Origin of the sequence: Pandoraea sp. XY-2, assembly GCF_004193915.1 — a bacterium.
GTDB classification, from domain to species: domain Bacteria; phylum Pseudomonadota; class Gammaproteobacteria; order Burkholderiales; family Burkholderiaceae; genus Pandoraea; species Pandoraea cepalis.
The window spans coordinates 1,189,998-1,211,321 of record NZ_CP030849.1 but is presented as its reverse complement, the minus strand read 5'-3'; the positions used below and the strand labels follow the sequence as shown (position 1 = coordinate 1,211,321).

At 64.4% G+C, this 21,324-nt stretch carries 19 protein-coding genes and 1 pseudogene; 9 read left to right on the top strand and 11 right to left on the bottom strand.

Annotated features, from left to right (window positions below; genetic code table 11):
• The first annotated feature begins 267 nt into the window (after positions 1-267).
• The gene (locus DRB87_RS05630) at positions 268-738 is read left to right on the top strand and encodes an EVE domain-containing protein (protein WP_130025187.1); all 471 of its coding nucleotides are present in this window, start codon (positions 268-270) and stop codon (positions 736-738) included.
• 187 nt (positions 739-925) lie between these two features.
• Positions 926-1,633: an SIMPL domain-containing protein gene (locus tag DRB87_RS05625; protein ID WP_130025186.1), complete on the top strand. Its 708-nt coding sequence runs from the start codon at positions 926-928 to the stop codon at positions 1,631-1,633.
• A gap of 108 nt (positions 1,634-1,741) precedes the next feature.
• Here the strand turns inward: DRB87_RS05625 and DRB87_RS05620 are convergent, their stop codons facing one another.
• The 3 genes from DRB87_RS05620 to DRB87_RS05610 form a co-directional block, all read right to left on the bottom strand.
• Positions 1,742-3,274 carry a malonyl-CoA synthase gene (locus DRB87_RS05620; protein ID WP_130025185.1) on the bottom strand — a complete coding sequence of 511 codons (1,533 nt, stop codon included), beginning with the start codon at positions 3,272-3,274 and terminating at the stop codon, positions 1,742-1,744.
• 67 nt (positions 3,275-3,341) lie between these two features.
• Positions 3,342-4,130, bottom strand: coding sequence for an enoyl-CoA hydratase/isomerase family protein (locus DRB87_RS05615; protein WP_240756196.1), 789 nt, complete (start codon positions 4,128-4,130; stop codon positions 3,342-3,344).
• A 61-nt stretch (positions 4,131-4,191) separates the two neighbouring features.
• Positions 4,192-5,373: a malonyl-CoA decarboxylase domain-containing protein gene (locus DRB87_RS05610; protein ID WP_370363582.1), complete on the bottom strand. Its 1,182-nt coding sequence runs from the start codon at positions 5,371-5,373 to the stop codon at positions 4,192-4,194.
• 222 nt (positions 5,374-5,595) lie between these two features.
• On the opposite strand from DRB87_RS05610, the gene DRB87_RS22960 reads away from it, so the two are divergent.
• On the top strand, positions 5,596-5,796 hold the full coding sequence (locus DRB87_RS22960; RefSeq protein ID WP_165385206.1) for a hypothetical protein: 201 nt from the start codon (positions 5,596-5,598) through the stop codon (positions 5,794-5,796).
• An 85-nt stretch (positions 5,797-5,881) separates the two neighbouring features.
• Here DRB87_RS22960 and DRB87_RS05605 read toward each other — a convergent pair whose 3' ends face one another.
• From DRB87_RS05605 to dctP, 3 genes are read right to left on the bottom strand one after another with little or no spacing between them, the layout of a single operon-like run.
• Entirely contained in the window at positions 5,882-7,225 is a 1,344-nt protein-coding gene (locus DRB87_RS05605; protein ID WP_130025184.1) for a TRAP transporter large permease, read from the bottom strand.
• Positions 7,222-7,812: a TRAP transporter small permease gene (locus DRB87_RS05600; RefSeq protein WP_130025183.1), complete on the bottom strand. Its 591-nt coding sequence runs from the start codon at positions 7,810-7,812 to the stop codon at positions 7,222-7,224. The genes DRB87_RS05605 and DRB87_RS05600 overlap by 4 nt, the downstream gene beginning before the upstream one ends.
• On the bottom strand, positions 7,809-8,855 hold the full coding sequence (dctP, locus tag DRB87_RS05595; RefSeq protein ID WP_017235571.1) for a TRAP transporter substrate-binding protein DctP: 1,047 nt from the start codon (positions 8,853-8,855) through the stop codon (positions 7,809-7,811). The genes DRB87_RS05600 and dctP overlap by 4 nt, the downstream gene beginning before the upstream one ends.
• Positions 8,856-9,195: 340 nt before the next feature.
• Here dctP and DRB87_RS05590 point away from each other — a divergent pair, with 340 nt between their 5' ends.
• Positions 9,196-9,867 carry a GntR family transcriptional regulator gene (locus DRB87_RS05590; protein ID WP_130025182.1) on the top strand — a complete coding sequence of 224 codons (672 nt, stop codon included), beginning with the start codon at positions 9,196-9,198 and terminating at the stop codon, positions 9,865-9,867.
• Between the two features lie 89 nt (positions 9,868-9,956).
• Here DRB87_RS05590 and lgt read toward each other — a convergent pair whose 3' ends face one another.
• Together lgt and DRB87_RS05580 are read right to left on the bottom strand one after the other, a co-directional pair.
• Complete coding sequence (gene lgt / locus DRB87_RS05585) at positions 9,957-10,847, bottom strand: prolipoprotein diacylglyceryl transferase (protein WP_130025181.1); 891 nt, start codon at positions 10,845-10,847, stop codon at positions 9,957-9,959.
• 201 nt (positions 10,848-11,048) lie between these two features.
• Positions 11,049-11,996, bottom strand: a complete 948-nt coding sequence (locus DRB87_RS05580) for a LysR family transcriptional regulator (protein WP_130025180.1) — start codon at positions 11,994-11,996, stop codon at positions 11,049-11,051.
• 221 nt (positions 11,997-12,217) lie between these two features.
• Here DRB87_RS05580 and ilvD (DRB87_RS05575) point away from each other — a divergent pair, with 221 nt between their 5' ends.
• From ilvD (DRB87_RS05575) to DRB87_RS05565, 3 genes are all read left to right on the top strand, one after another.
• Positions 12,218-14,086 (top strand): dihydroxy-acid dehydratase, encoded by a 1,869-nt coding sequence (gene ilvD / locus DRB87_RS05575; protein ID WP_130025179.1) that lies wholly within the window; start codon positions 12,218-12,220, stop codon positions 14,084-14,086.
• Between the two features lie 257 nt (positions 14,087-14,343).
• Positions 14,344-16,017, top strand: coding sequence for a dihydroxy-acid dehydratase (gene ilvD / locus DRB87_RS05570; RefSeq protein ID WP_130025178.1), 1,674 nt, complete (start codon positions 14,344-14,346; stop codon positions 16,015-16,017).
• Positions 16,018-16,216: 199 nt separating this feature from the next.
• Positions 16,217-16,603, top strand: coding sequence for a c-type cytochrome (locus DRB87_RS05565; RefSeq protein ID WP_240756195.1), 387 nt, complete (start codon positions 16,217-16,219; stop codon positions 16,601-16,603).
• Positions 16,604-16,695: 92 nt separating this feature from the next.
• Here the strand turns inward: DRB87_RS05565 and DRB87_RS05560 are convergent, their stop codons facing one another.
• The 3 genes and pseudogenes from DRB87_RS05560 to DRB87_RS05550 all read right to left on the bottom strand — a co-directional run bounded on the left by DRB87_RS05560 (position 16,696) and on the right by DRB87_RS05550 (position 18,966).
• Positions 16,696-17,040 (bottom strand): DUF2486 family protein, encoded by a 345-nt coding sequence (locus DRB87_RS05560; RefSeq protein ID WP_165385242.1) that lies wholly within the window; start codon positions 17,038-17,040, stop codon positions 16,696-16,698.
• Positions 17,037-17,459 (bottom strand): DNA polymerase III subunit chi, encoded by a 423-nt coding sequence (locus DRB87_RS05555; protein ID WP_130025176.1) that lies wholly within the window; start codon positions 17,457-17,459, stop codon positions 17,037-17,039. The genes DRB87_RS05560 and DRB87_RS05555 overlap by 4 nt, the downstream gene beginning before the upstream one ends.
• Positions 17,456-18,966 (bottom strand): annotated as a pseudogene (locus DRB87_RS05550) (leucyl aminopeptidase). Before DRB87_RS05550 ends, DRB87_RS05555 begins: the two are co-directional and overlap by 4 nt.
• Before the next feature lie 91 nt (positions 18,967-19,057).
• On the opposite strand from DRB87_RS05550, the gene lptF reads away from it, so the two are divergent.
• Both lptF and lptG read left to right on the top strand, forming a co-directional pair.
• Complete coding sequence (gene lptF, locus DRB87_RS05545) at positions 19,058-20,185, top strand: LPS export ABC transporter permease LptF (RefSeq protein WP_130025175.1); 1,128 nt, start codon at positions 19,058-19,060, stop codon at positions 20,183-20,185.
• On the top strand, positions 20,185-21,324 hold the full coding sequence (gene lptG / locus DRB87_RS05540) for an LPS export ABC transporter permease LptG (RefSeq protein WP_130025174.1): 1,140 nt from the start codon (positions 20,185-20,187) through the stop codon (positions 21,322-21,324). The genes lptF and lptG overlap by 1 nt, the downstream gene beginning before the upstream one ends.

Genomic DNA, 21,324 nt, shown 5'->3' with positions numbered 1-21,324 from the left:
AGGGGGTTGAACATGTATCGCTCAAGCACGTACGCGCGACCTGTGTGAATGGCGGGTCGACGAGCGCATCGAGCACTGCCCGTTGCGAGATCGGACAGGGCAGTCGGCCAACCGGTCACATCAATCGTCACACGAAGATCACAAACGCATAGTATAGGATTTGGCCAAGGATCGCAGCGCAGCAACCCATCCATTCGAAATGCGTCGATTTTTGGTTCATTTGAGCGATGTTTGCTACCGTTACAACAACTTTGACTCTGAGACGGCATGACACAACGTTACTGGTTGATGAAGTCCGAACCCGAGGAGGCGAGTATCGACGATCTCGCCAGCGCGAAGCACCAGACCCTGGCGTGGACGGGCGTGCGCAACTATCAGGCACGAAACTTCATGCGCGACGAAATGCGCGTGGGCGATGGCGTGCTCTTCTATCATTCGAGCTGTGCAGTGCCCGGTATCGCCGGACTCGCGACGGTGGCGTCGACGCCCTATCCCGACCCTACCCAGTTCGACTCCAAGAGTGCTTATTTCGATCCCAAGTCGACGCCGGAATCGCCACGTTGGCTGCTGGTCGACGTCAAACTGGATCGCAAGACACGGCTCATGCCGCTCACGGAAATGCGGCAGACGCCGGAACTGGACGGCATGCTGGTTCTCGCACGCGGCAACCGTCTCTCGATCACCCCCGTGTCGCCCAAACACTGGAAGTTCATCACCCGGCATTTACTTGAAGCCTGAAGGTGTCGGGGGGAACCAACCCCGTTGTGATAGCGTCTGTATCAGGTTGCCGATACCGGCATAGCCTGTGGCCATGACCGCATGACGCCCCATCATGTCGCGGACGTCATGCCGCGCAGGCCGCGCGAGCGACCGGTCAAACGTTCGCCACGCACAGGTGAACTCTCACTCGAAAAAGGACAATACGATGCGCAAATCCCTCGCCGCAGCGCTGCTGATCGCCACCGCCGCCAATGCCGCCTACGCCCAATCGGGTGACGATGCCAACCGCCAGCTCTCGGGCGTGCTGGGCCTTGAAGCCCACGCCACGAAGGAGGTCGAGCAGGACACCGTTCACATCACGATGTCCGCGCAGGAGCAAGGCGCCGACGCCGCGACCGTGTCGCGCAATCTCACGCAGAAGGCCAACAGCGCGATGTCCGTGGCCAAGGGCCAGAATGCCGTGCAGGTTCAGACCGGTAGCGTCTCGCTCTACCCGACGACCAACCGCGACGGCAAGATCACCGCATGGCGAGGCCGCACCGAACTGCAAATGACATCGAAGGATTTCGGTGCCGCATCGCGTCTCGCCAGCCAGATCTCGAACCAGATGCAGATGGACGGCGTGTCGTTCTCGCTTTCGCGTGAAGCGCAGGAGAAGACCCAGGCCGAGCTGACGAATCAGGCCATCCAGGCGTTCCGCGATCAGGCGCAGAACAACACGAAGGCCTTCGGCTACAGCAGCTACTCGATCCGTCAGGTGCAGGTCGGTGCGAACGCGCCGATGATGCCGCGTCCGTACGCGATGAAGGCAATGGCCATGAGTGCGGGCGCCGACGCCGCGCCGCCGATGCAGCTCGAAGGCGGCAAAACGCAAGTGACCGTGACGGTCTCGGGCACAGTGCAGATGAAGTAAGTCGCGCGGGCCGGCACGTTGTCAGGTGAGTTATCATGCCGCCCCATCGAGGGCGGCATTCTTTTACGTTCGATATTGGACGACCGACGCGCGACGCTGCGTGAGCGCTTACTTGAAGCGCTCACGCAGCAAGTTCTTTTGCACCTTGCCCATCGTATTGCGCGGCAATTCGGCGACGACGTGCACGCGCTTGGGCACCTTGAAGTTGGCGATACGCTGCTTGAGCGTGTCGATGACCGTTCGTTCGTCGGGTGCCTTTGCGCCGTCGCGCGGCACGATGACGGCCACCACCGCCTCACCGAAGTCCGGGTGCGGAACACCAATCACCGCCGACTCGGCCACGCCGTCCATCTCGTCGATGAAGCCCTCGATTTCCTTCGGATAGACGTTGTAGCCGCCCGAGATGATGAGATCCTTCGAGCGACCGACGATGTGCACATAGCCGTCCTCGTCGAACTTGCCAACGTCACCCGTCTTGAAGAAACCGTCGTCGGTGAACTCTTCCGCGGTCTTCTCCGGCATGCGCCAGTACCCGGCGAAAACGTTCGGCCCCTTGACCTGGATGTGACCGATCTCGCCGGAACGGCATGGTTGCATGTCGTCGCCGACCACGCGTACCGTCACCCCCGGCAGCGGCACGCCAACCGTACCCGCGCGGCGCACGCTCGCCGCATCGCCACGGTATGGGTTCGAGATGAGCATGACCGTCTCGGACATGCCGTAACGCTCCAGAATCGTGTGCCCGGTGCGCTCGCGGAACGCGTCAAACGTCTCGCTCAACAGCGGTGCCGAGCCCGAAATGAAGAGCCGCATGTTGCGACACGCCTCGCGATCGAGCCCCGCCTCCGCCAGCAGCCGGACGTAATACGTCGGCACGCCCATGAACACCGTGGCATGCGAAAGTTGATGCAGCACTTCGCGCGCATCGAACTTCGCCATCCAGATCATCTTACTGCCGGAATACAGCGCCGCGTGGCTCGCGACGAACAGCCCGTGCACGTGGAAAATCGGCAGCGCATGCAGTAGCACGTCGCCGCCCTCGCGCTCGCCCCATCCCCAGAACTCGTGCAACACGCGGGCGTTGCTCGCGAGGTTGCCGTGAGAGAGCATGGCCCCCTTGCTGCGGCCCGTCGTGCCCGACGTGTACAGAATGGCGGCGAGATCGTCCGGCGCACGCGGCACAGTCTCGAAGGTATCGTCGAACCACGCCGCGCGCTCCAGCAGCGAACCCGTACGATCGTCTCCGAGCGTATAGACATGCTTCGCACCGTTCGTGAATGCGACCTTCGACACCCAGCCGAAATTTGCCGGACTGCACACCACGACATCCGGCGCGGCGTTCTCGACGAAGTAAGCGATCTCGCCCTCGCGATATGCCGTATTCAGCGGCAGATACACGAACCCCGCGCGCAAGGTGGCGAGGTAGAGCAGTAGCGCTTCGGGCGACTTTTCGACCTGCACGGCAATGCGTGCGCCGGGGGTCAGGTCGAGACTCGCGAGCAGGTTCGCCATGCGCGCGCTCGCGCGCTCGACGTCGTCCCAACTGTAATAGAGCCCTTCGGGCGTCTCGATTGCGCACGCCGATTTATCGGCGGGAAAGCGCTCGGCAAAAATTCGGTAGAGATTGGTGTCTTGCGTCATAAACAGAACCGGATTTGAAACAGTGGATGCGTTGACTGGAAAAAAAGCAGCGACGACGTGGCGTCGCTCACCGTCCGCAAAAGTCAGGCGGGCGCTTCTCGAGGAATGCCGCCACCCCTTCGCGGTGATCGCGCGAATCCCAATACGAAAACGCATTTTGCCATTCGGCCTCGGACAACGGCGGCACGGTCGGTGCCAACCGGGCGATCAGCCATTTGTTCAGTTGGGCGGCCAACGGCGCACCGGCGGCGAGACGCCGCGCGCACGCATAGCCCTCGTGTTCCACCACGTCGTCGGCCACCACGCGCGTGAGCAGTCCTTTCTCGCGCGCCTCCGCCGCGCCAAAGACGCGCCCCTCCAGCAGGATTTCGAGCGTTGTCGCGCGGCCTGCCAGGGCGAGCACGCCGCGCAGTTCGCCGGGCGCCATTGGAAAGCCGAGCTTGTTGATCGGCACACCGAAACGAGCGCCCTCCCCGGCAATGCGCAAGTCGCAATGCGCCGCGATCTCCAGGCCGCCGCCCACGCAAACCCCCTCGATCAGCGCGACGCTCGGATGCCGACAATGGGCCAAGGCGTCGAGCGTCGGCCCGATGACCTCGCCGTGATAGCGACGCAGCGCGTCGTAGCTGCCGCGCTCGACCGGAAACTCCTCGATATCCGCCCCGGCCGCGAAGTGGCCTTGCGCCCCGCGAATGACGATGGCGCGCACGCGCGCGTCTTCGTCGAGCGCTTGCAGATGCGCGCGCAGCGCGCGCCACATGGCGACCGAAATTGCGTTGAGCTTGCCGGGATTCGACAGCGTCAGCGTCACCCATCCGTCGTCTAGCGAACGGTCGTCGCGCAGGACTTCACTCACGCGTTCCTCCGTGCGGTTGATGGGCGTGAATAGCAGTAGGCATACGGGAACGTCCTCATATTCATAGCCGGCGCGCCACGGCGCGTCCGAGCGCGGGTTCGCCGTCGATGAGACGTTGAAGGTTGGCGTCGAGTTCGTCGGGCTCGTAAAGATAATTGACCATCATGCCGCACGACTGCTTCGCGCCCTTCTTCGAAAGATCGGCATGCCAGTTGATGCGCTCCACTCGCGCGCCGTTGCCAAGATGGAACCGCGCGACCGGATCGCGCGGCTGTCCCCGCACGGTTTCGCGCGCCAGGTAGTGCGCGGCCAGCGCTTCGCCAAGACTGCGCTGCAACGCTTGCGCGCCCTTGCGCTCGGCAGAGGCCTGCAACCACGCCACCATCTGCGCGCCGGAGGCATCGGGCGCCGGCGCCCCCTCCTGCCCCAGCAGCTTCGCCCGCTTTGGGCCAAGCACTTGCGCAAGCGCCTGGGTCGACAACGACTTGAGCCAGTCGTTGAACCCCGGAATCGGGGAGAGCGTCGCAAAATTGCGCAGCTTCGGAAAATCGACTTGCAGTTCGTCGATCACGCGCTTGAGCAGGAAGTTGCCGAAGCTCACCCCGCGCAGGCCGGGCTGCGTGTTCGAGATCGAATAGAAGATCGCCCAGCGCACGCGACGCAGATCCTCGAGCGGCGCCTTCTCGTCGAGCAGCGAATGCACATCGGCGGCCATCTCGGGCACAAACGCCACTTCAACGAAGATCAGCGGCTCGCGCGGCATGCGCGGATGAAAGAACGCATAGCAACGGCGGTCGGAATCGAGCCGGTTGCGCAGATCCGCCCACGACGAAATCTCATGCACCGCTTCGTAGCGCATGAGCTTTTCGAGCAGCGACGCCGGCGAATCCCACGTGATCGGATGCAACTCCAGCAGTCCGACGTCGAACCATGTCGAAAAGAGACTGCCGAGATCCTCTTCGAGCGCCGCGAGTCCGGGCAACACCACGCGGTGTTCCAGCATGTCGGCGCGCCAGCGCACGAGGAACGGCAGGCCATCGGGCAGCGCATTGAAGCGCTTGAGAAAGCGCACACGCGCACTGCCGAGCGCACCGGCCAACCCGCTGGCCGCGCGTCTGGCACTGGCTCCGTCGCCGTCCCTGCCGACCTCGGCACCCGGGGAGCCGTCGCTCGCACAAGCGTCGGCGACGACCGCGAGCAGCGCCAGTTGCATGTCGGGCGACGCCGCGGTGTAGCGCGTCATGAAATCGCGCGCGGCGTCGTTGGCGGCGGAGTCCGTCAACCGCGCCGACAGGCACAGCGTCAACTGCCGCCGCAGCGCGTTCTGCGCACGTGGCGACAGCGTTGCCGGCGTGACCTTGGCGCTCCCTTTGCCGTCCTTGCCATCCTTCGGCCCGCCGCCCTGCCCCCCGATTTACCGCCGCCGCGGCCGAACCACTGTCCGAGGCGCGCCCCGAGCGACGGCTTGGGCGACGGTACCGGCGCGCTCACGTCAGTCACGGTCTCGGGCGTGTCCCGCCCCGGTTGGGAAGGCGACGACGAGGATGGCGAGGACGAGGCCATGGCGGTAGACGACGCGGCCATCGTTGAGTCCATCGCCGACGGACTCAACGAGACGGGAACGGACATGGCTGACATGATTGGCTCATCCTTCATGGCTTCCTGACATTGCGCCCGGGTAGGCAAGCACACCGGCTATACGGCGATGACGCACCCTCCGGCGAATATTGCCGCATTTCGTGAAAGCGCTCTCATCCCATCAGTCGATCCGGCAACCACAGCGACAAGCCGGGCAACGCACAGATGAGGACGACGGCCAGCACCATCAACACCACAAACGGCATCACGCCCCACACGATGTCGCGCAACGCGATATCGGGCGCGGTATTCTTGATGACGAAGATGTTGAGTCCTACGGGCGGATGAATCAACCCCAATTCCATGACGATCGTCATCACCACGCCGAACCACACCAGGTCAAAGCCGGCGGCCCGCAGCGGCGGCAGGATGATCGGCGCGGTCATCAGGATGATGCTGACCGGCGGCAGAAAGAAGCCGAGCACGACCACCATCAGCAGAATCGCCGTGAGCAGCACCCAGCGCGACAAATGCAGCCCCACGATCCATTGCGCCGCCGACTGGCTGATGTGCAGATAGCTCATCACGTACGAATAAAGCAACGACATGCCGATGATGAACATCAGCATGGTCGACTCGCGCAACGTGCCGGACAGAATCGGCGCAAGCTGGCGCGGGTTCCACATCCGATAGATCACGGCGATCAGCCCCAACGCCAGCAGGCCGCCGAGGCCAGCCGTCTCCGACGGCGTGGCATAGCCGCCGTAGAGCGCCGCCATCACGCCGATGAGCAGCGTCACGAACGGCAGCACGCGCGGCAACAGCGCCAGCTTCTCGCGCATCGTGGCCGGCGGCTCGCTCGGGAACGGCGACGGCGTGCCGTCGCGGGCGAGGGCCACTTGCGCGCACGCGTACTCGTGTCGGTAGCGCCACGCCGCATAGCACGAGAACAGCCCCACCAACAGCAGCGCGGGCACGATACCGGCGAGGAACAGCCGCCCGAGCGACTGCTCGGCGGCCACCGCGTAGAGAATCATCGTGATCGACGGCGGAAGCAGAATGCCCAGCGTTCCGCCCGCCGCGATGATCCCCGCGGCGAATCCCGGCGAATAGCCGCGCTGGCGCATCTCCGGAATTCCTGCACTGCCGATGGCGGAGCACGTCGCCGGGCTCGATCCGGCCATCGCGGCGAACAGCCCGCAGGCGAACACATTGGCGATGCCCAGACCGCCCGGAATCCGGCGCATCCACGCGTGCAATGCCAGATAGAGGTCCTGGCCCGCGCGTGACTTGCCGATGGCGGCCCCCTTCAGAATGAACAGCGGAATCGAGAGCAGCGTAATGCTCGCCATCTCCTCATAGACGTTCTGCGTGATCGTATCGAGCGACGAGACCGGCATGAAGCCGAGCATGAACGCCACCGCCACGGCGCCCAGGGCAAATGCGATGGGCATGCCCGAGAACATGGCGACGAGCGTCGCGCCACCATAGAGCAATCCGATACCGAGTTCGCTCATGCATGCCCTCCCGTACGATCCGATCCGAGCGGGGCGTCATGGCCCGCAGGTTTTCCCATTTCGCCAGCGCCAATCGCCACCTGCAATAGCAATTGCACCGTGAGCAACGTCATGCCGAAGGCCATCAGGCCATACGGAATCGACAGGGGCGGCCCCCACGTCGAACTGCTCGTCTGGCCATCGACATAGGCCTCCCAGAACAGCGTCCACGACTTCCATGCAAAGAAGCCGCAGAACGCGAACGAGACCATGTCCACGCACCAGCGCCGCACCCGGTTCACGCGCGGCGAGAGCAAGGTCGTGATCGCTTCGATGCCGATATGCCCACGCAAATGCTGCACATGCGCGGCGGAGACGAAGGTCGCGCCGACCAGCAGGAACACAGCGGCTTCGTCCTGCCAGTCGGTGGCGAGCTTGAGCACGTGCCGCGCGAACACGCTGTAACTGAGCACGAGCGCGGCCCCGACCAGCGCCAACATGCACACGACCATGAGCAGACGACTCACGCCCTGTAACAAGGCATCGAGCCGCCGCAGCAGGCGAGTACGGGCCGCCGCCGGTTCCGTGCTCACGGCGGCCCCACTCATGCAGGCACCTGCTGGGCGAGCGCGAGCAGTTTCGCGCAGGTGTCGGATCGGCCCGCGTAGTCCTTCCACGCGGTGCGCCGTGCGATGTCGCGCCACTTCATCACCGTTGCCTCGTCGAGGTCGTAGACCTTCGCACCGGCCTTGGTATAGACGCTGGCAATCTGCGCATCGTCGGCCTTGGCGGCTTCGGTGCCGAACGACTCGAGTTCGGCCCCCACTTGCAGGATCGCCTGCTGTTGGTCCTTGGGTAGCTTGTCGAAGACCTGCTTGGACATCAACAGCGGTTCGAGCATGAACCAATACGACTTGTTGCGCCCGGTGGTCAGATGCTTCGATACCTCCTCGAGACGGAATGACATCAGGCTCGTCGATGAAGTCATCGCCGCGTCCATCGCGCCCGTCTGCATGGCGGCGTAGAGTTCGTTCGACGGCAGCGAGATGACGGCCGCGCCGGCCTCTTTGAGCATCATGTCCATCTCGCGGCTGCCACCGCGCACCTTGAGCCCCTTGGCGTCGTCGGGCGAAACGAGCGGCTTGGCGCGGCTCGCAACGCCGCCCGCCTGCCAGACCCAGCTCACGATCACGACGTTCTTCTCGGCCAGCACGTCGGTGAGCACCTTGCCGATTTCGCCGTGGCGCCACGCAGCGCCCTGCGCATATGACGTCACCAGCCCCGGCATCAGCCCGATGTTGAGTTCGCGCACTTCCCCACCCGCATAGGGCAGCGGATAGAGCGAAAGATCGAGAGCCCCGCGACGCAGCGCCGAGAACTGCGCATTGGTCTTCATGAGCGAACTGCCCGGATAGACCTGGAACTTCAGCGCGCCGTGGGTACGCTTCTCAACTTCCTGCGCGAACTTGCGGCAGAGCCGGTCGCGGAAGTCGCCTTCGGTGAGTGTGCCGCCGGGGAACTGATGGGAAATCTTGAGTGGGCCGGACTGCGCGAATGCGTTGCCCCATGGGCTGGCCAGGCCGCCGGTGGCGAGTGCCGATGCGGCGCCGAGCATGAGTTGCCGCCGCAGCGGGGAATGATTTGTCTCCATGGCGTCTCCTGTCACTTCTGTCAGTGGTGAACCAGCGAAGCCCGGTGCCTGACATCGCCCGCTGCGGGTTTTGCTTCCCGCCGCGGGTGCACCACCGGTTCGCCGGCACTGCATGTACGGATGACTGCTTTGATTTTTGGTATTTCGAGTGCGCGAGTTGCCGCTCTCGGGATGAAATCGTATAGTCAATCCAGAATCGTGTATACAAACTGACCATCAAAAAAATACATTTTCGGCGTATACCCCGATCTTCAAGGCAGGCTTCAAGCGTTACTTTGACAACCATGAATCCGACTGAGCCCCGTGCGACGGGACCGAAACACGACCCAGCGAGAGCGTCATGACCGTAAAACCGAAGCGATCGGAAGCGCTGCGCCAGGCGATCGAGGAGAAGATTGCCGTGGGCGAGTACCCGCCCGGCATGCGGCTCGACGAGGTCGAACTGGCGAGCGCGTTCGGCGTGTCGCGCACGCCCCTGCGCGAGGCGTTGATTCAATTGGCGTCGTCGGGGGTCATCGAGATTCGTCCTCGCCGGGGCGCCGTGGTCGCGCAAATCGACCCGCAGCGGTTATGCGAGATGTTCGAAGTGATGGCGGAACTCGAATCGATGTGCGGACGCCTCGCCGCGCGCCGCATCACCGAAGAGGAACTGGCCGAGTTGCGCGAGACGCACGAGGCCAGCCGGGCGGCGGCCGAGGCCCGGAACATCGACACTTATTACGAAGTCAACGCGCATTTCCACGCGTTGATTTATCAGGCCAGTCACAACACCTATCTTCAGGAAACGGCGTTGCAGCTGCACCGACGCCTGCGCGTGTACCGCCGCTTGCAACTGCGCGTACGCGACCGGCCGAACCAATCGTTCTCCGAACATGACGCCGTGTTCCGCGCCATTGAAGCGGGCGATGCCGACGCGGCATCGGAACAGCTTCGCGGCCACGTCACCGTGCAGGGCGAGCGCTTCGCCGATCTGATGGCCTCTTTGCGCGCGCTCGAGCGCAAGGCGAGCTGAAGCCTGCCCCAAAAGCCAACGGGCCGCCGGAGGAAACCTCTCCGGCGGCCCGTTGCCTGATTCTCTGTAGCGCAGCGCCTGCCGACGCCTTAGGCGCGAGACCGCGCTGGCCGGCGGCGATACGCCCACACGAGCATGATGACGCCCGCGACGATCATCGGCATCGACAGCCATTGGCCCATCGACAGCCCGAACGAGAGCAAGCCGAGGAACGCATCGGGCTCACGCGTGAATTCCGCGAGGAAGCGGAAGACGCCGTAGCCCACCAGGAACATGGCGGACACCGCGCCCACCGGCCTCGCGCGTCGCGCGAAGAACCACAACAGCAGGAACAGCGCCACGCCTTCGAGCGCGAATTCGAACAACTGCGACGGATAGCGAGGCAGCCCGTGGAATTGCGCGAACACCGCCGCCATCGCCTGATCGGCCATCGCCTGCGGATGCGCCATCGCCCACTGAACGTCTTCGCCCGCCGATTGCGGGAACAACATTGCGAAGCGCGAATCGGGTGACGTCACGCGCCCCCACAATTCGCCGTTGATGAAGTTGCCCAGACGACCGGCGGCGAGCCCCAGCGGGATCATCGGTGCGATGAGATCGGTGCCTTCAAGCAGCGAATGGCCACGACGGCGGGTGAACAGCCACATCGCGACGAGCACGCCAAGGAAGCCGCCGTGGAACGACATGCCGCCTTCCCACACCTTGAAGATGTCGATCGGATTCGCCAGATAAAACGCTGGCTTATAGAAGAGTACGTAGCCGAGACGTCCGCCAAGAATCACCCCGAGCACGCCATAGAACAGCATATCGTCGAGATCCTGCACCTTCCAGCCTTGCGCGGCGATGGACGGCTGGCGCACGCGCACGCGCCCCACGACCAGGAACAGAATGAAGCCGACCAGATACATCAGGCCGTACCAGCGGATGGCGAGCGGGCCGAGATGAATCGCGACCGGGTCGAATTGAGGATGAATCAGCATGGATCAGAAGAATCGATTCGTGAACAAAAGTTCCGTCGGAGGGCGGATGAGCGCTCAAGGCAACCCATTGCTGCCGTCGAGTGGCACGCCAGCGACAGCTCGCCAGGAAAACCGAACCGGCAGGCGTTGGGATGGGCAGCACAATACCACGAGCGCCCCCTATCGCGGCAGCCTGGCAGGCGCCGCCAATCACCGCGACCTTCAGTTCGTCAGCGTTGCCCCCGGTGGTGTATGGGCCACAGCGCGCGCCGTTTCGAGAAATCCTTCGAGGACAGGGGTGACTTCGGCCGTGCGCCAGAGCAGGCCCGTCTCGATGAGGGTGCTCGTTTCGCACAGCGCGCGATAGGTCACGCCGGTGCGGCGCAGATGGCACAGCGATTGCGGCACCAGGGCCACGCCCATGCCCGCCGACACCAGGCTCACGATGGTCTGCATTTGAATGGCCTCCTGCCCCACGCGCGGCGTGAGGCCAAGTGCGGCGTAGCAGCCCATGATGATGTCGTAGAACGCCGGCGCCACGCGCCGTGGGAAGATGACGAGCGGCTCGTCGGCAAAGTCGGCCAGACTGACCGGGGCGCCCGGCTGGGCGTCGGCAGCGGTGTCGTCGCCGGTAGCCATGCCCCGCCCCGCCGGCAACGCCAGCATCAGCGGTTCGCGCACGATCGGCAGATAGGACAGTTCGTTGACGTAACGGGCAGGCACCGGCGGGATGAAAAGACCGGCGTCGATGCGTCCATCCATGAGCGCCTCGACTTGCACGTCGCTCGTCGCTTCGAGCAGTTGCAGACGCACGCGCGGATAGCGCTCGCCGAACTCGCGCAGCAGCGGCGGCAGAATGCCATAGTCCGCCGTGGAGACGAAGCCTAGCGAGAGCGTGCCGACCTCCCCATGCGCCAGTCCCTGTGCGAACGCGGGCAGCGCGTCGGCGTCCGCCAGAATGCGCCGCACCTCGGGCAGTAGTTGCCGGCCCACGGCCGTCAACTCCACCGACCGGTTGGTTCGCACGAAAAGCGGCGCCCCCAGCGACGCCTCCAGCGCCCGGATCTGCTGCGAGAGCGGGGGCTGGGTCATCGACAGACGCTGGGCCGCACGGCCGAAATGCCGCTCTTCGGCCACCGCGACGAAGTACCTGAGTTGACGGAGATCCATGATATGTTTTTCGACTCAATCCGAGTCAAATAATATATTTGACAAGCATTCAAGGAAAGACGAATCTTGACGTCCGGCCGACGCTGGCGTGCCACGCGGCCATGGCGGCTTTGCCCAGCCACGCGCAAGTCCAGACCGAATCCAGAGCGAACTCAGACCGAATGTCGCCTGGCGGCCCCGTATTTCGTTCATCCCACAAGCACAGCGTTCCAGAGACGACCATGCCTCAATACCGTTCCCGCACCTCGACCCACGGCCGCAACATGGCCGGCGCCCGCGCCCTGTGGCGCGCCACCGGCATGAAAGACGACGACTTCGGCAAGCCGATCATCGCCGTGGTCAACTCCTTCACGCAATTCGTGCCGGGTCACGTGCACCTGCGCGATCTGGGCGCTGTGGTCGCCAAGGAGATCGAGGCGGCCGGCGGTGTGGCGAAGGAATTCAACACCATCGCCGTGGACGACGGCATCGCCATGGGTCACGGCGGCATGCTGTACTCGCTGCCGTCGCGCGAGCTGATCGCCGACTCGGTGGAATACATGGTCAACGCGCACTGCGCCGATGCCATGGTCTGCATCTCGAACTGCGACAAGATCACCCCGGGCATGCTCATGGCCGCCATGCGCCTGAACATTCCGGTCGTGTTCGTCTCGGGCGGTCCGATGGAAGCGGGCAAGGTCAAGAATGGCGACGGCCAGGTCATCGCCAAGATCGACCTGATCGACGCCATGATCAAGGCGGCCGACCCGAAGGTGAGCGACGCCGAAGTCGCGGAAATCGAGCGCAGCGCCTGCCCGACGTGCGGTTCGTGCTCGGGCATGTTCACCGCCAACTCGATGAACTGCCTGACCGAAGCCATTGGTCTCGCGTTGCCGGGCAACGGCACCATCGTCGCCACGCACGCCTGGCGCCGCGGGCTGTTCGAGCAGGCCGGCCGTCTCGTGGTCGATCTGTGCCGTCGCTATTACCAGGAAGACGACGCCTCGGTGCTGCCGCGCAACATCGCGACCAAGGCCGCCTTCGAAAACGCCATGGCGCTCGACGTGGCCATGGGCGGCTCGACCAACACGGTGCTGCACCTGCTCGCCGCCGCGCAGGAAGCGGGCGTCGACTTCAAGATGGCCGACATCGACCGCATCTCGCGCAAGGTTCCCTGCCTGTGCAAGGCGGCCCCGGCGACCGACAAGTACCACATCGAAGACGTGCACCGTGCGGGCGGCATCATCGGCATTCTGGGTGAACTCGCGCGCGGCGGGCTGCTCGATACATCTTGCGGCAACGTGCACAGCGGCACGCTCGGCAACGCCATCGCGCAGTGGGATGTGGCCGCCGACGCGGGCGACAAGGCGCACACGTTCTACAGCGCCGCCCCCGGCGGTGTGCCCACGACCATCGCCTTCAGTCAGTCGTCCGTCTATCCGTCGCTCGATCTGAACCGGGAAACCGGATGTATCCGCGACAAGGAACACGCCTATACGAAGGACGGCGGCCTGGCCGTGTTGTATGGCAACCTCGCCGAAAAGGGCTGTATTGTGAAGACGGCCGGCGTCGACGAATCGCAGTGGGTCTTCACGGGCCGTGCGCGCGTGTTTGAGAGCCAGGACGATGCCGTCGACGCCATTCTGGGCGACCAGGTGCAGGCGGGCGACGTGGTCGTGATCCGTTACGAAGGCCCGAAGGGCGGCCCGGGCATGCAGGAAATGCTGTACCCGACGTCGTACCTGAAGTCGAAGGGCCTGGGCAAGACCTGCGCCTTGTTCACGGACGGCCGCTTCTCGGGTGGCTCGTCGGGTCTGGTGATCGGCCACGCCTCGCCCGAAGCGGCCGAAGGCGGCATGATCGGTCTGGTGGAAGACGGCGACGTGATCGAGATCGACATCACCCAGCGCAAGATGCATCTGGCCGTGTCCGACGACGAACTGGCCCGCCGCCGCGCCGCCATGGAAGCGCGTGGCGACGAGGCATGGCAGCCGGCGAATCGTGAACGCGTGGTCTCGCAGGCGCTGCAAGCCTACGCCGCGTTGGCCACCTCGGCCGACCGTGGCGCGGTGCGCGACCTGTCGCAACTGAAGTTGGGCAAGCGCGGATAATGCGACGAAAGCGCCGATTGGACTGATTGGACTGATCAAAGCAATCGGTGCGATCGGCGTGCATCACGGGAGCGGCCGTGCGTGCGGCAGCTCCCGCGCAGAAGTTGACGTACAGTGACGCAGTAGTGAAGCAGCAATGACCTTGAGCGGCGCGCTCGGATGACGCGTGTGCCGCCGGCATGACAGCGTGATACAACAACGCATGTGCGCGACGCTGCGGTAGCCTGTGGCGTGGTGCATCCTCACAGGAGACCGTCATGGCATTCAACCGTCGTTCGCGAAACGTCACGCAAGGCGTGGCACGCTCGCCCAACCGCTCGATGTACTACGCGCTGGGCTACAAGGAAGAAGACTTCGACAATCCGATGATCGGCGTGGCCAACGGTCATTCGACGATCACCCCGTGCAACGCGGGGCTGCAGCGGCTGGCAGACGCCGCCGTCGATGCCATCAAGACCCATCAGGCCAATCCGCAGACGTTCGGCACCCCCACCATTTCCGACGGCATGTCGATGGGCACGGAGGGCATGAAATATTCGCTTGTCTCGCGCGAAGTCATTGCCGACTGCATCGAGACCGCCGTGCAGGGGCAGTGGATGGACGGCGTGGTCGTGATCGGCGGCTGCGACAAGAACATGCCGGGCGGCATGATCGCGCTGGCACGCATCAACGTGCCGGGCATCTATGTCTACGGCGGCACCATCAAGCCGGGTCACTGGAAGGGCAAGGATCTCACTATTGTCTCGTCGTTCGAGGCCGTGGGCGAATTCACCGCCGGGCGTATGACCGAGGCCGATTTCAAGGGCATCGAGAAGAATGCATGTCCGTCGACCGGGTCGTGCGGGGGCATGTACACGGCCAACACGATGAGTTCGTCGTTCGAGGCGCTGGGCATGTCGTTGCTGTATTCGTCGACGATGGCCAACCCCGATCAGGAAAAGGTCGACTCGGCGGCCGAATCGGCGCGCGTGCTGATCGAAGCGGTCAAGAACGACCTCAAACCGCGCGACATCATCACGCGCAAGTCCATCGAAAATGCGGTGGCGCTCATCATGGCCACGGGCGGCTCCACCAACGCAGTGCTGCACTATCTCGCCATTGCGCACGCCGCCGACATCGATTGGACCATTGACGACTTCGAGCGCATTCGCGAGCGCGTACCCGTCCTGTGCGACCTGAAGCCGTCGGGCAAATACGTGGCGACCGACCTGCACAAGGCCGGCGGCATTCCGCAAGTGCTCAAGATCCTGCTCGACGCCGGCCTGCTGCACGGCGATTGCATGACGATCACCGGCCGAACCCTCGCGGAAGAACTCAAGGACGTGCCGTCGGTACCGCGCGCCGACCAGCACGTGATCTTCCCCATCGACAAGGCGCTGTACAAGGAAGGCCATCTTGCCATCCTCAAGGGCAACCTGGCCGAGGACGGCGCGGTCGCGAAGATCACCGGCCTGAAGAACCCGGTCATCACCGGCCCGGCGCGCGTGTTCGACGACGAGCAAAGTGCGATGGACGCGATCCTCGCCGACAAGATCCAGGCCGGCGACGTGCTCGTGCTGCGCTACCTCGGTCCGAAGGGTGGGCCGGGCATGCCGGAAATGCTTGCGCCCACGTCGGCGATCATCGGCAAGGGACTCGGCGAGACGGTCGGCTTCGTCACCGACGGCCGGTTTTCGGGCGGCACGTGGGGCATGGTCGTCGGACACGTGGCGCCCGAAGCGTTCGTGGGCGGCACGATTGCGCTCGTGCACGAAGGCGACTCGATCACCATCGACGCGCACAAGCTGCTGTTGCAACTGAACGTGCCGGACGATGAACTGGCAAGGCGTCGCGCAGCGTGGAAGGCGCCCGCACCTCGTTATACCCGGGGCGTCATGGCCAAGTATGCCGCACTGGCACAACCGGCCAACAAGGGGGCGGTCACGGGCTGACGGCGACGGTGTACAGACGAACGGCACCGCTTGCCTCACTGGCCACGGTGCCGTTGTTTCATGGGCCTTTGTGCCGAGTCGCGCATTGTGCGCGCCGTCTTATAATGGCGCATCGATGCACCTGCCCAACGTCGTCACCCATGGACGTCCAACCCACGCAGCCTCGCATCGGGATCCGTGAACGATCGGGGAGTATCGAATGAAGGCAAGCAACGGCAAGTCTGCCGGGGCGATGGTCGGTGCGTGGCTGATGATCGCGGCGGGCGCTGCCCTCGCGCAGACAACCCCGCCGTCGCCGTCGGCCACGGGTGCGCAATACACGCAAAACGCCCAAGCCATGGAAAAGCTCGCGCGCGAGCGCAATTGCATGACCTGCCACGCCGTCGACCGGACGTTGCTCGCGCCGTCCTACCGGGATATTGCCAAACGTTACGAAGGAAAACCTGGCGCCGCCGCCGATCTCGCACGAACCATTGCGGAGGGCAGTCGCGGCAAATGGGGGAGCATTCCGATGCCCGCCAGTCCTCAGCTCGCCCCGGGCGAGGCGAGCCGTCTGGCACGGTGGATTCTTGGCCTCGGACATTGAGGCGTCGGGCACTGAGGCGTCGGATACCAGGCCGATAGCGTTGCCGAGCGTTACGGCAAGGCCGCCGCCGGCCACCCCCCGTCCCCTGGGCGCTACGAGCGAACCTGCTTCGCAACCTCTTCGATCACCGCCTGCCGGATTCGGTCCGGCAATTGCGCTTGCAAAGCGTCGGCGACCTGCTTGCCGATCAGTTGCACCAGCCAGGACGTCTGGTCGATCAGTGCGTCGTGACAGCGGCGCTCCACCATCGTCGTGATTTCATCGGCCAGTTGCAGCGTGAGCCGGGCACTCACACGCTCGGCAAACACCGCGACATCGGCCGGCACACCCACCTCGGCGGCCGGTGCGGTATCCGGCAACGGCGTTGCCTCCCCGGGGGCGAGCACTTCGGTCAGCGTGGGAATGCCGGGGTCCGTGCGCTCGGGCTCGTTCGTCACGATCCGCCTCTCTGGTCGTAATTGTTGAGGGTGTAGCCGCGATCGCGGTAGAAACGATAGCGTTCGCGCGCGCCGGACAATTCGTCCGGCGTGTCGCCCACGATCTCGACCACGCGTTCGAAGCGTGCGAAGTGCGTCGGCACGCTGCCCGCCAGATTCAACAGCACCTGATGATGCTGCACCTCTTCATCGAGGGTGGCCAGCACGACGGGCGTTTGCGGGGCAAGCGGATCCTGAGTGAAGCAATGCGGTACGAACTCCAGCGGCGAGAACGTCCAGAGCGTCTGGTCGAACGCGCGCAGCACGTCGGGCTCACCGACGACCACGAGCGTTTGTCCGGCGCCGTAGACCTTGCGCGCGAACCGGCACGCGTAATCGAGCCGGTTCGCCACGTGCGTGTGGAAGTCGACGCGCGTCACCGGGCTTCGCGATCGATCAGGAACTGCGTAAGCAACGGCACCGGACGCCCCGTCGCCCCCTTGGCCGCCCCGCTCTTCCATGCCGTGCCGGCGATGTCGAGGTGGGCCCATTCATACTTCTCGGTAAAGCGCGACAGGAAGCAGGCTGCCGTCACGCTGCCGGCCGGGCGCCCGCCGATGTTCGCCATGTCGGCGAAGTTCGACTTGAGCTGCTCCTGATACTCCTCCTCGACCGGCAGACGCCAAGCCGTGTCGCCCGCCGTGCGACCGGCCGCGAGCAGTTCGTCGGCGAGCGCGTCGCTCTTCGAGAAGAGACCCGTGTTCACGTGACCAAGCGCGATGATGCAGGCGCCCGTGAGCGTGGCGACGTCGATCACGGCGGCCGGCTTGAAACGCTCGGCATAGGTGAGCGCGTCGCACAGGATCAGACGGCCTTCGGCATCGGTGTTGAGCACTTCGATGGTCTGGCCGGACATGCTGGTCACCACGTCGCCCGGCTTCGTCGCACGCCCACCCGGCATGTTCTCCGTGGCCGGCACGATGGCGATGACGTTGAGCTTGAGGCCCATCTCGGCGACGGCACGCATCGTTCCGAGCACAGAGGCCGCGCCGCACATGTCGTACTTCATCTCGTCCATGCCCTCACCGGGCTTGATCGAGATGCCGCCCGAGTCGAACGTCACGCCCTTGCCGACCAGCACGATCGGGGCCTGCTTGGCGGCGCCGCCTTCGTACTTGAGCACGATGAACTGCGGCGGCTGCACCGACCCCGGGCGACCGACAGGAACGAGCCCATCTTGAGCGCTTCGATCTGCTTCGGCCCGAGGATGTCGGCCTTGAGCTTGAACTCGCGCGCGAGCTTGCGGGCCGTGTCGGCCAGATAGGTCGGCGTGCACACATTGCCCGGCAGGTTGCCGAGGTCCTTGGTCAGCGCCATGCCGTTGGCGATCGCCTCGCCGTGCTTGGCCGCGACCTTGGCCGCCTTCAGGTCCTCGGGCGCCACCGCGAAGAGCACCTTGCGCAGCGCCGTGTTGGCCGGCTCGGCCTTGCTCTTCATCTGCGTGAAACGATAGGTCGCCTCGCGCAGGGCGAGGATCGAGGCGCACACGGCCCAGGCGGTGTCCCGCTTGGCCACCGCGGCTTGCGGCAGCGTCCAGATGGCATCGGTCGCGCGCGACGCCAGCACCGCGCGCGCGGCGGCGCGCGCGGCTTCGTTGAAGTTTTTGGGCGAGAACTGGTCTTCGCGGCCCAGACCGACGAACAGCACACGTGCCTGGCTCCATCCGGCGACCTCATGCAGCATCAGCGTGCTGCCGAGCTTGCCATCGAGTTCACCACGTTTGACCATGCGGGCAAGCAGGCCTTTGCTTACGACGTCCAGCGCCTTGGCGAGCCCTGCGAGCGGCTGTTGCTCGAACACACCGACCACCAGACACTCCGTCTTGGCGTTGGCAAGGCCGGCCTGGCCGGCCTTGGTCGAATCGAAGGCTTTTGTGCTAAAGTCCATCGCGCTTTCCTCGGGTAAAATTCGTACGATCCGCAATTATCCGCTTTTTTCCCCGCTCGCCCAACCGCGAGAGCACCCCAATCGCCATCACATGATTTTTCAGCGTTCCCTGCAGCGCGAGCTGAACTACACCGCCGGGGCCGTCTTCATGGTGCTGATCACCGTCATGCTCACCACGATGATGATCCGCATCCTGGGCTTCGCCGCGTCCGGGAAAGCCGACCCGCGCGACGTCCTCGTGCTCATCGGCCTGGCCGTGATCGGCTACCTGGCCATCATTCTGATCGTGACGCTGTTCGTCTCGATTCTGTTCGTGCTCACCCGCTGGTATCGCGACTCCGAAATGGTCGTGTGGTTCGCCTCGGGCCTGTCGATCACCCACTTCGTCAAGCCGGTGCTGCGCTTTGCCGCGCCCTATCTGGCCGTGATTACGTTCTGCGCACTCGTGGCGTGGCCGTGGGCGAACCAGCAGATCTCCGCGCTCGAAGCCCGATTCGCCCAGCGCGACGACGTCTCGATGATCGCACCGGGCCAGTTCCGCGAAAGCGCCGCCAACCACCGGGTGTTCTTCGTCGAGACCGTTTCGCCGGACGCGACCAAGGTGCACAACGTTTTCGTCTCCAGTACCGAAAACGGCAAGGTCAGCGTGGTCGTCTCGAAAGAGGGGCATATCGAGACGGCCAAGGACGGCAATCGCTACATCGTGCTGGAAAAGGGGCGTCGCTACGACGGCGTGCCTGGCCAGCCCGATTACCGTGTGATGGAGTTCGAGCGCTATGGCGTGAAGATCGACAACCCGGCAGCCGCGCCAACCGACAACACCCCGACCAAGGGGGTTCCGACCCTGCGCCTGTTCCGTGAGATCCATAACCCGATCTTCCGCGGCGAGATCGTCTGGCGTATCGGCCTGCCGCTGCTCGCGCTCGCGCTGGTGTTGCTCGCCGTGCCGCTGGCCTATCAGAACCCCCGCCACGGCCGCACCGTCAACCTGATCATGGCCGTGCTCATCTACCTCGCGTACACCAACCTGTTGAGCCTCTCGCAGGCGTGGGTGGCGCAAGAGCGCATGCCGCTCGCCATCGGCGTGTGGTTGCTGCACGCGCTGGCCATGGTCGTCATCGTGCTTCTATACCTGCGCCGCGTGCGCTTCCGTGGGCTGTTCGGTCGCCGTCGTCTCAGCCGATCCGGCGGGATGCCCGCACCGGGAGGGACTCGCTGATGCGCATCTATGAGAAATACTTTGCTCGCCAAATCTATCTGGCGTTCCTGTTCGTTCTGCTCGCGTTCGTCGGCCTGTTCGTCTTCTTCGACCTGGTGAGCGAACTGGGCGACGTCGGCCGTGGGGGATACCGCTTCCAGCATGCCCTCGCCTATGTGCTGCTGTTCGCGCCGCAGCGCATGTACGAGATCATTCCGGTCGCCGCGCTCATTGCCGCCATCTATGTCTGCGCACAACTGGCGGGGAACTCGGAATTCACGATCTTCCGCGTCTCGGGGCTCTCGACCGGTCAGGCGCTGCGCTCGTTGCTGAAGATCGGTTTCCCGATCGTGCTGATCACCTTCATCATCGGCGAGTATGTCGCGCCGAATGCCGAACAGCTCGCGCAGAAGATTCGTCTCGAAGCGCTGGGCAGTTCGGTCTCGGCCGGGTTTCGCTCCGGTGTCTGGGTCAAGGACACCGTCGATCAGGACGGCTCGCGCCTCACCCGCTTCATCAACGTCGGCACGCTCAATCCCGACAACACCATTGCCGACGTTCGCATCTACGAATTCGACGACAAGTTGCGTCTCGACAGCGTGCGACTGGCCAAGCTGGGGCAGTTCGACGCGCCGAACTTCTGGAAGCTGACGGACGTGTCCGAAACGGTCTTCAGCGCGACGGACGATGCCACGGCCAGCACCGATCCGCTGCGCGCCCTGGTGCAGAGCAAACAGGTGCATATCGCCACGGTGCAGATGCGCTCGGAACTCACACCGCAGATCCTGTCCGTGCTGATGGTCTCGCCCGACAACATGGCCATCGGCAGTCTTTACAGCTACATCGGCCATCTGAAGGAAAACCAGCAGAACACCGACCGCTACAATCTCGCGCTCTGGCAGAAGCTGCTGTACCCGTTGGCCGTCTTTGTGATGATGGCGCTGGCGCTGCCGTTCGCTTACTTGCACGCGCGCGCCGGGGCCATCGGCCTGAAGGTGTTCGGCGGGATCATGCTCGGCATGAGCTTCCAGTTGATCAACAACCTGTTCTCGCACCTGGGCCTGCTCAACACCTGGCCGGCGTGGTTCACCGCCGCGTTACCGTCATTACTCTATCTGGTGCTCGCCATCGCGGCTTTGCGCTGGGTCGATAAACACTGA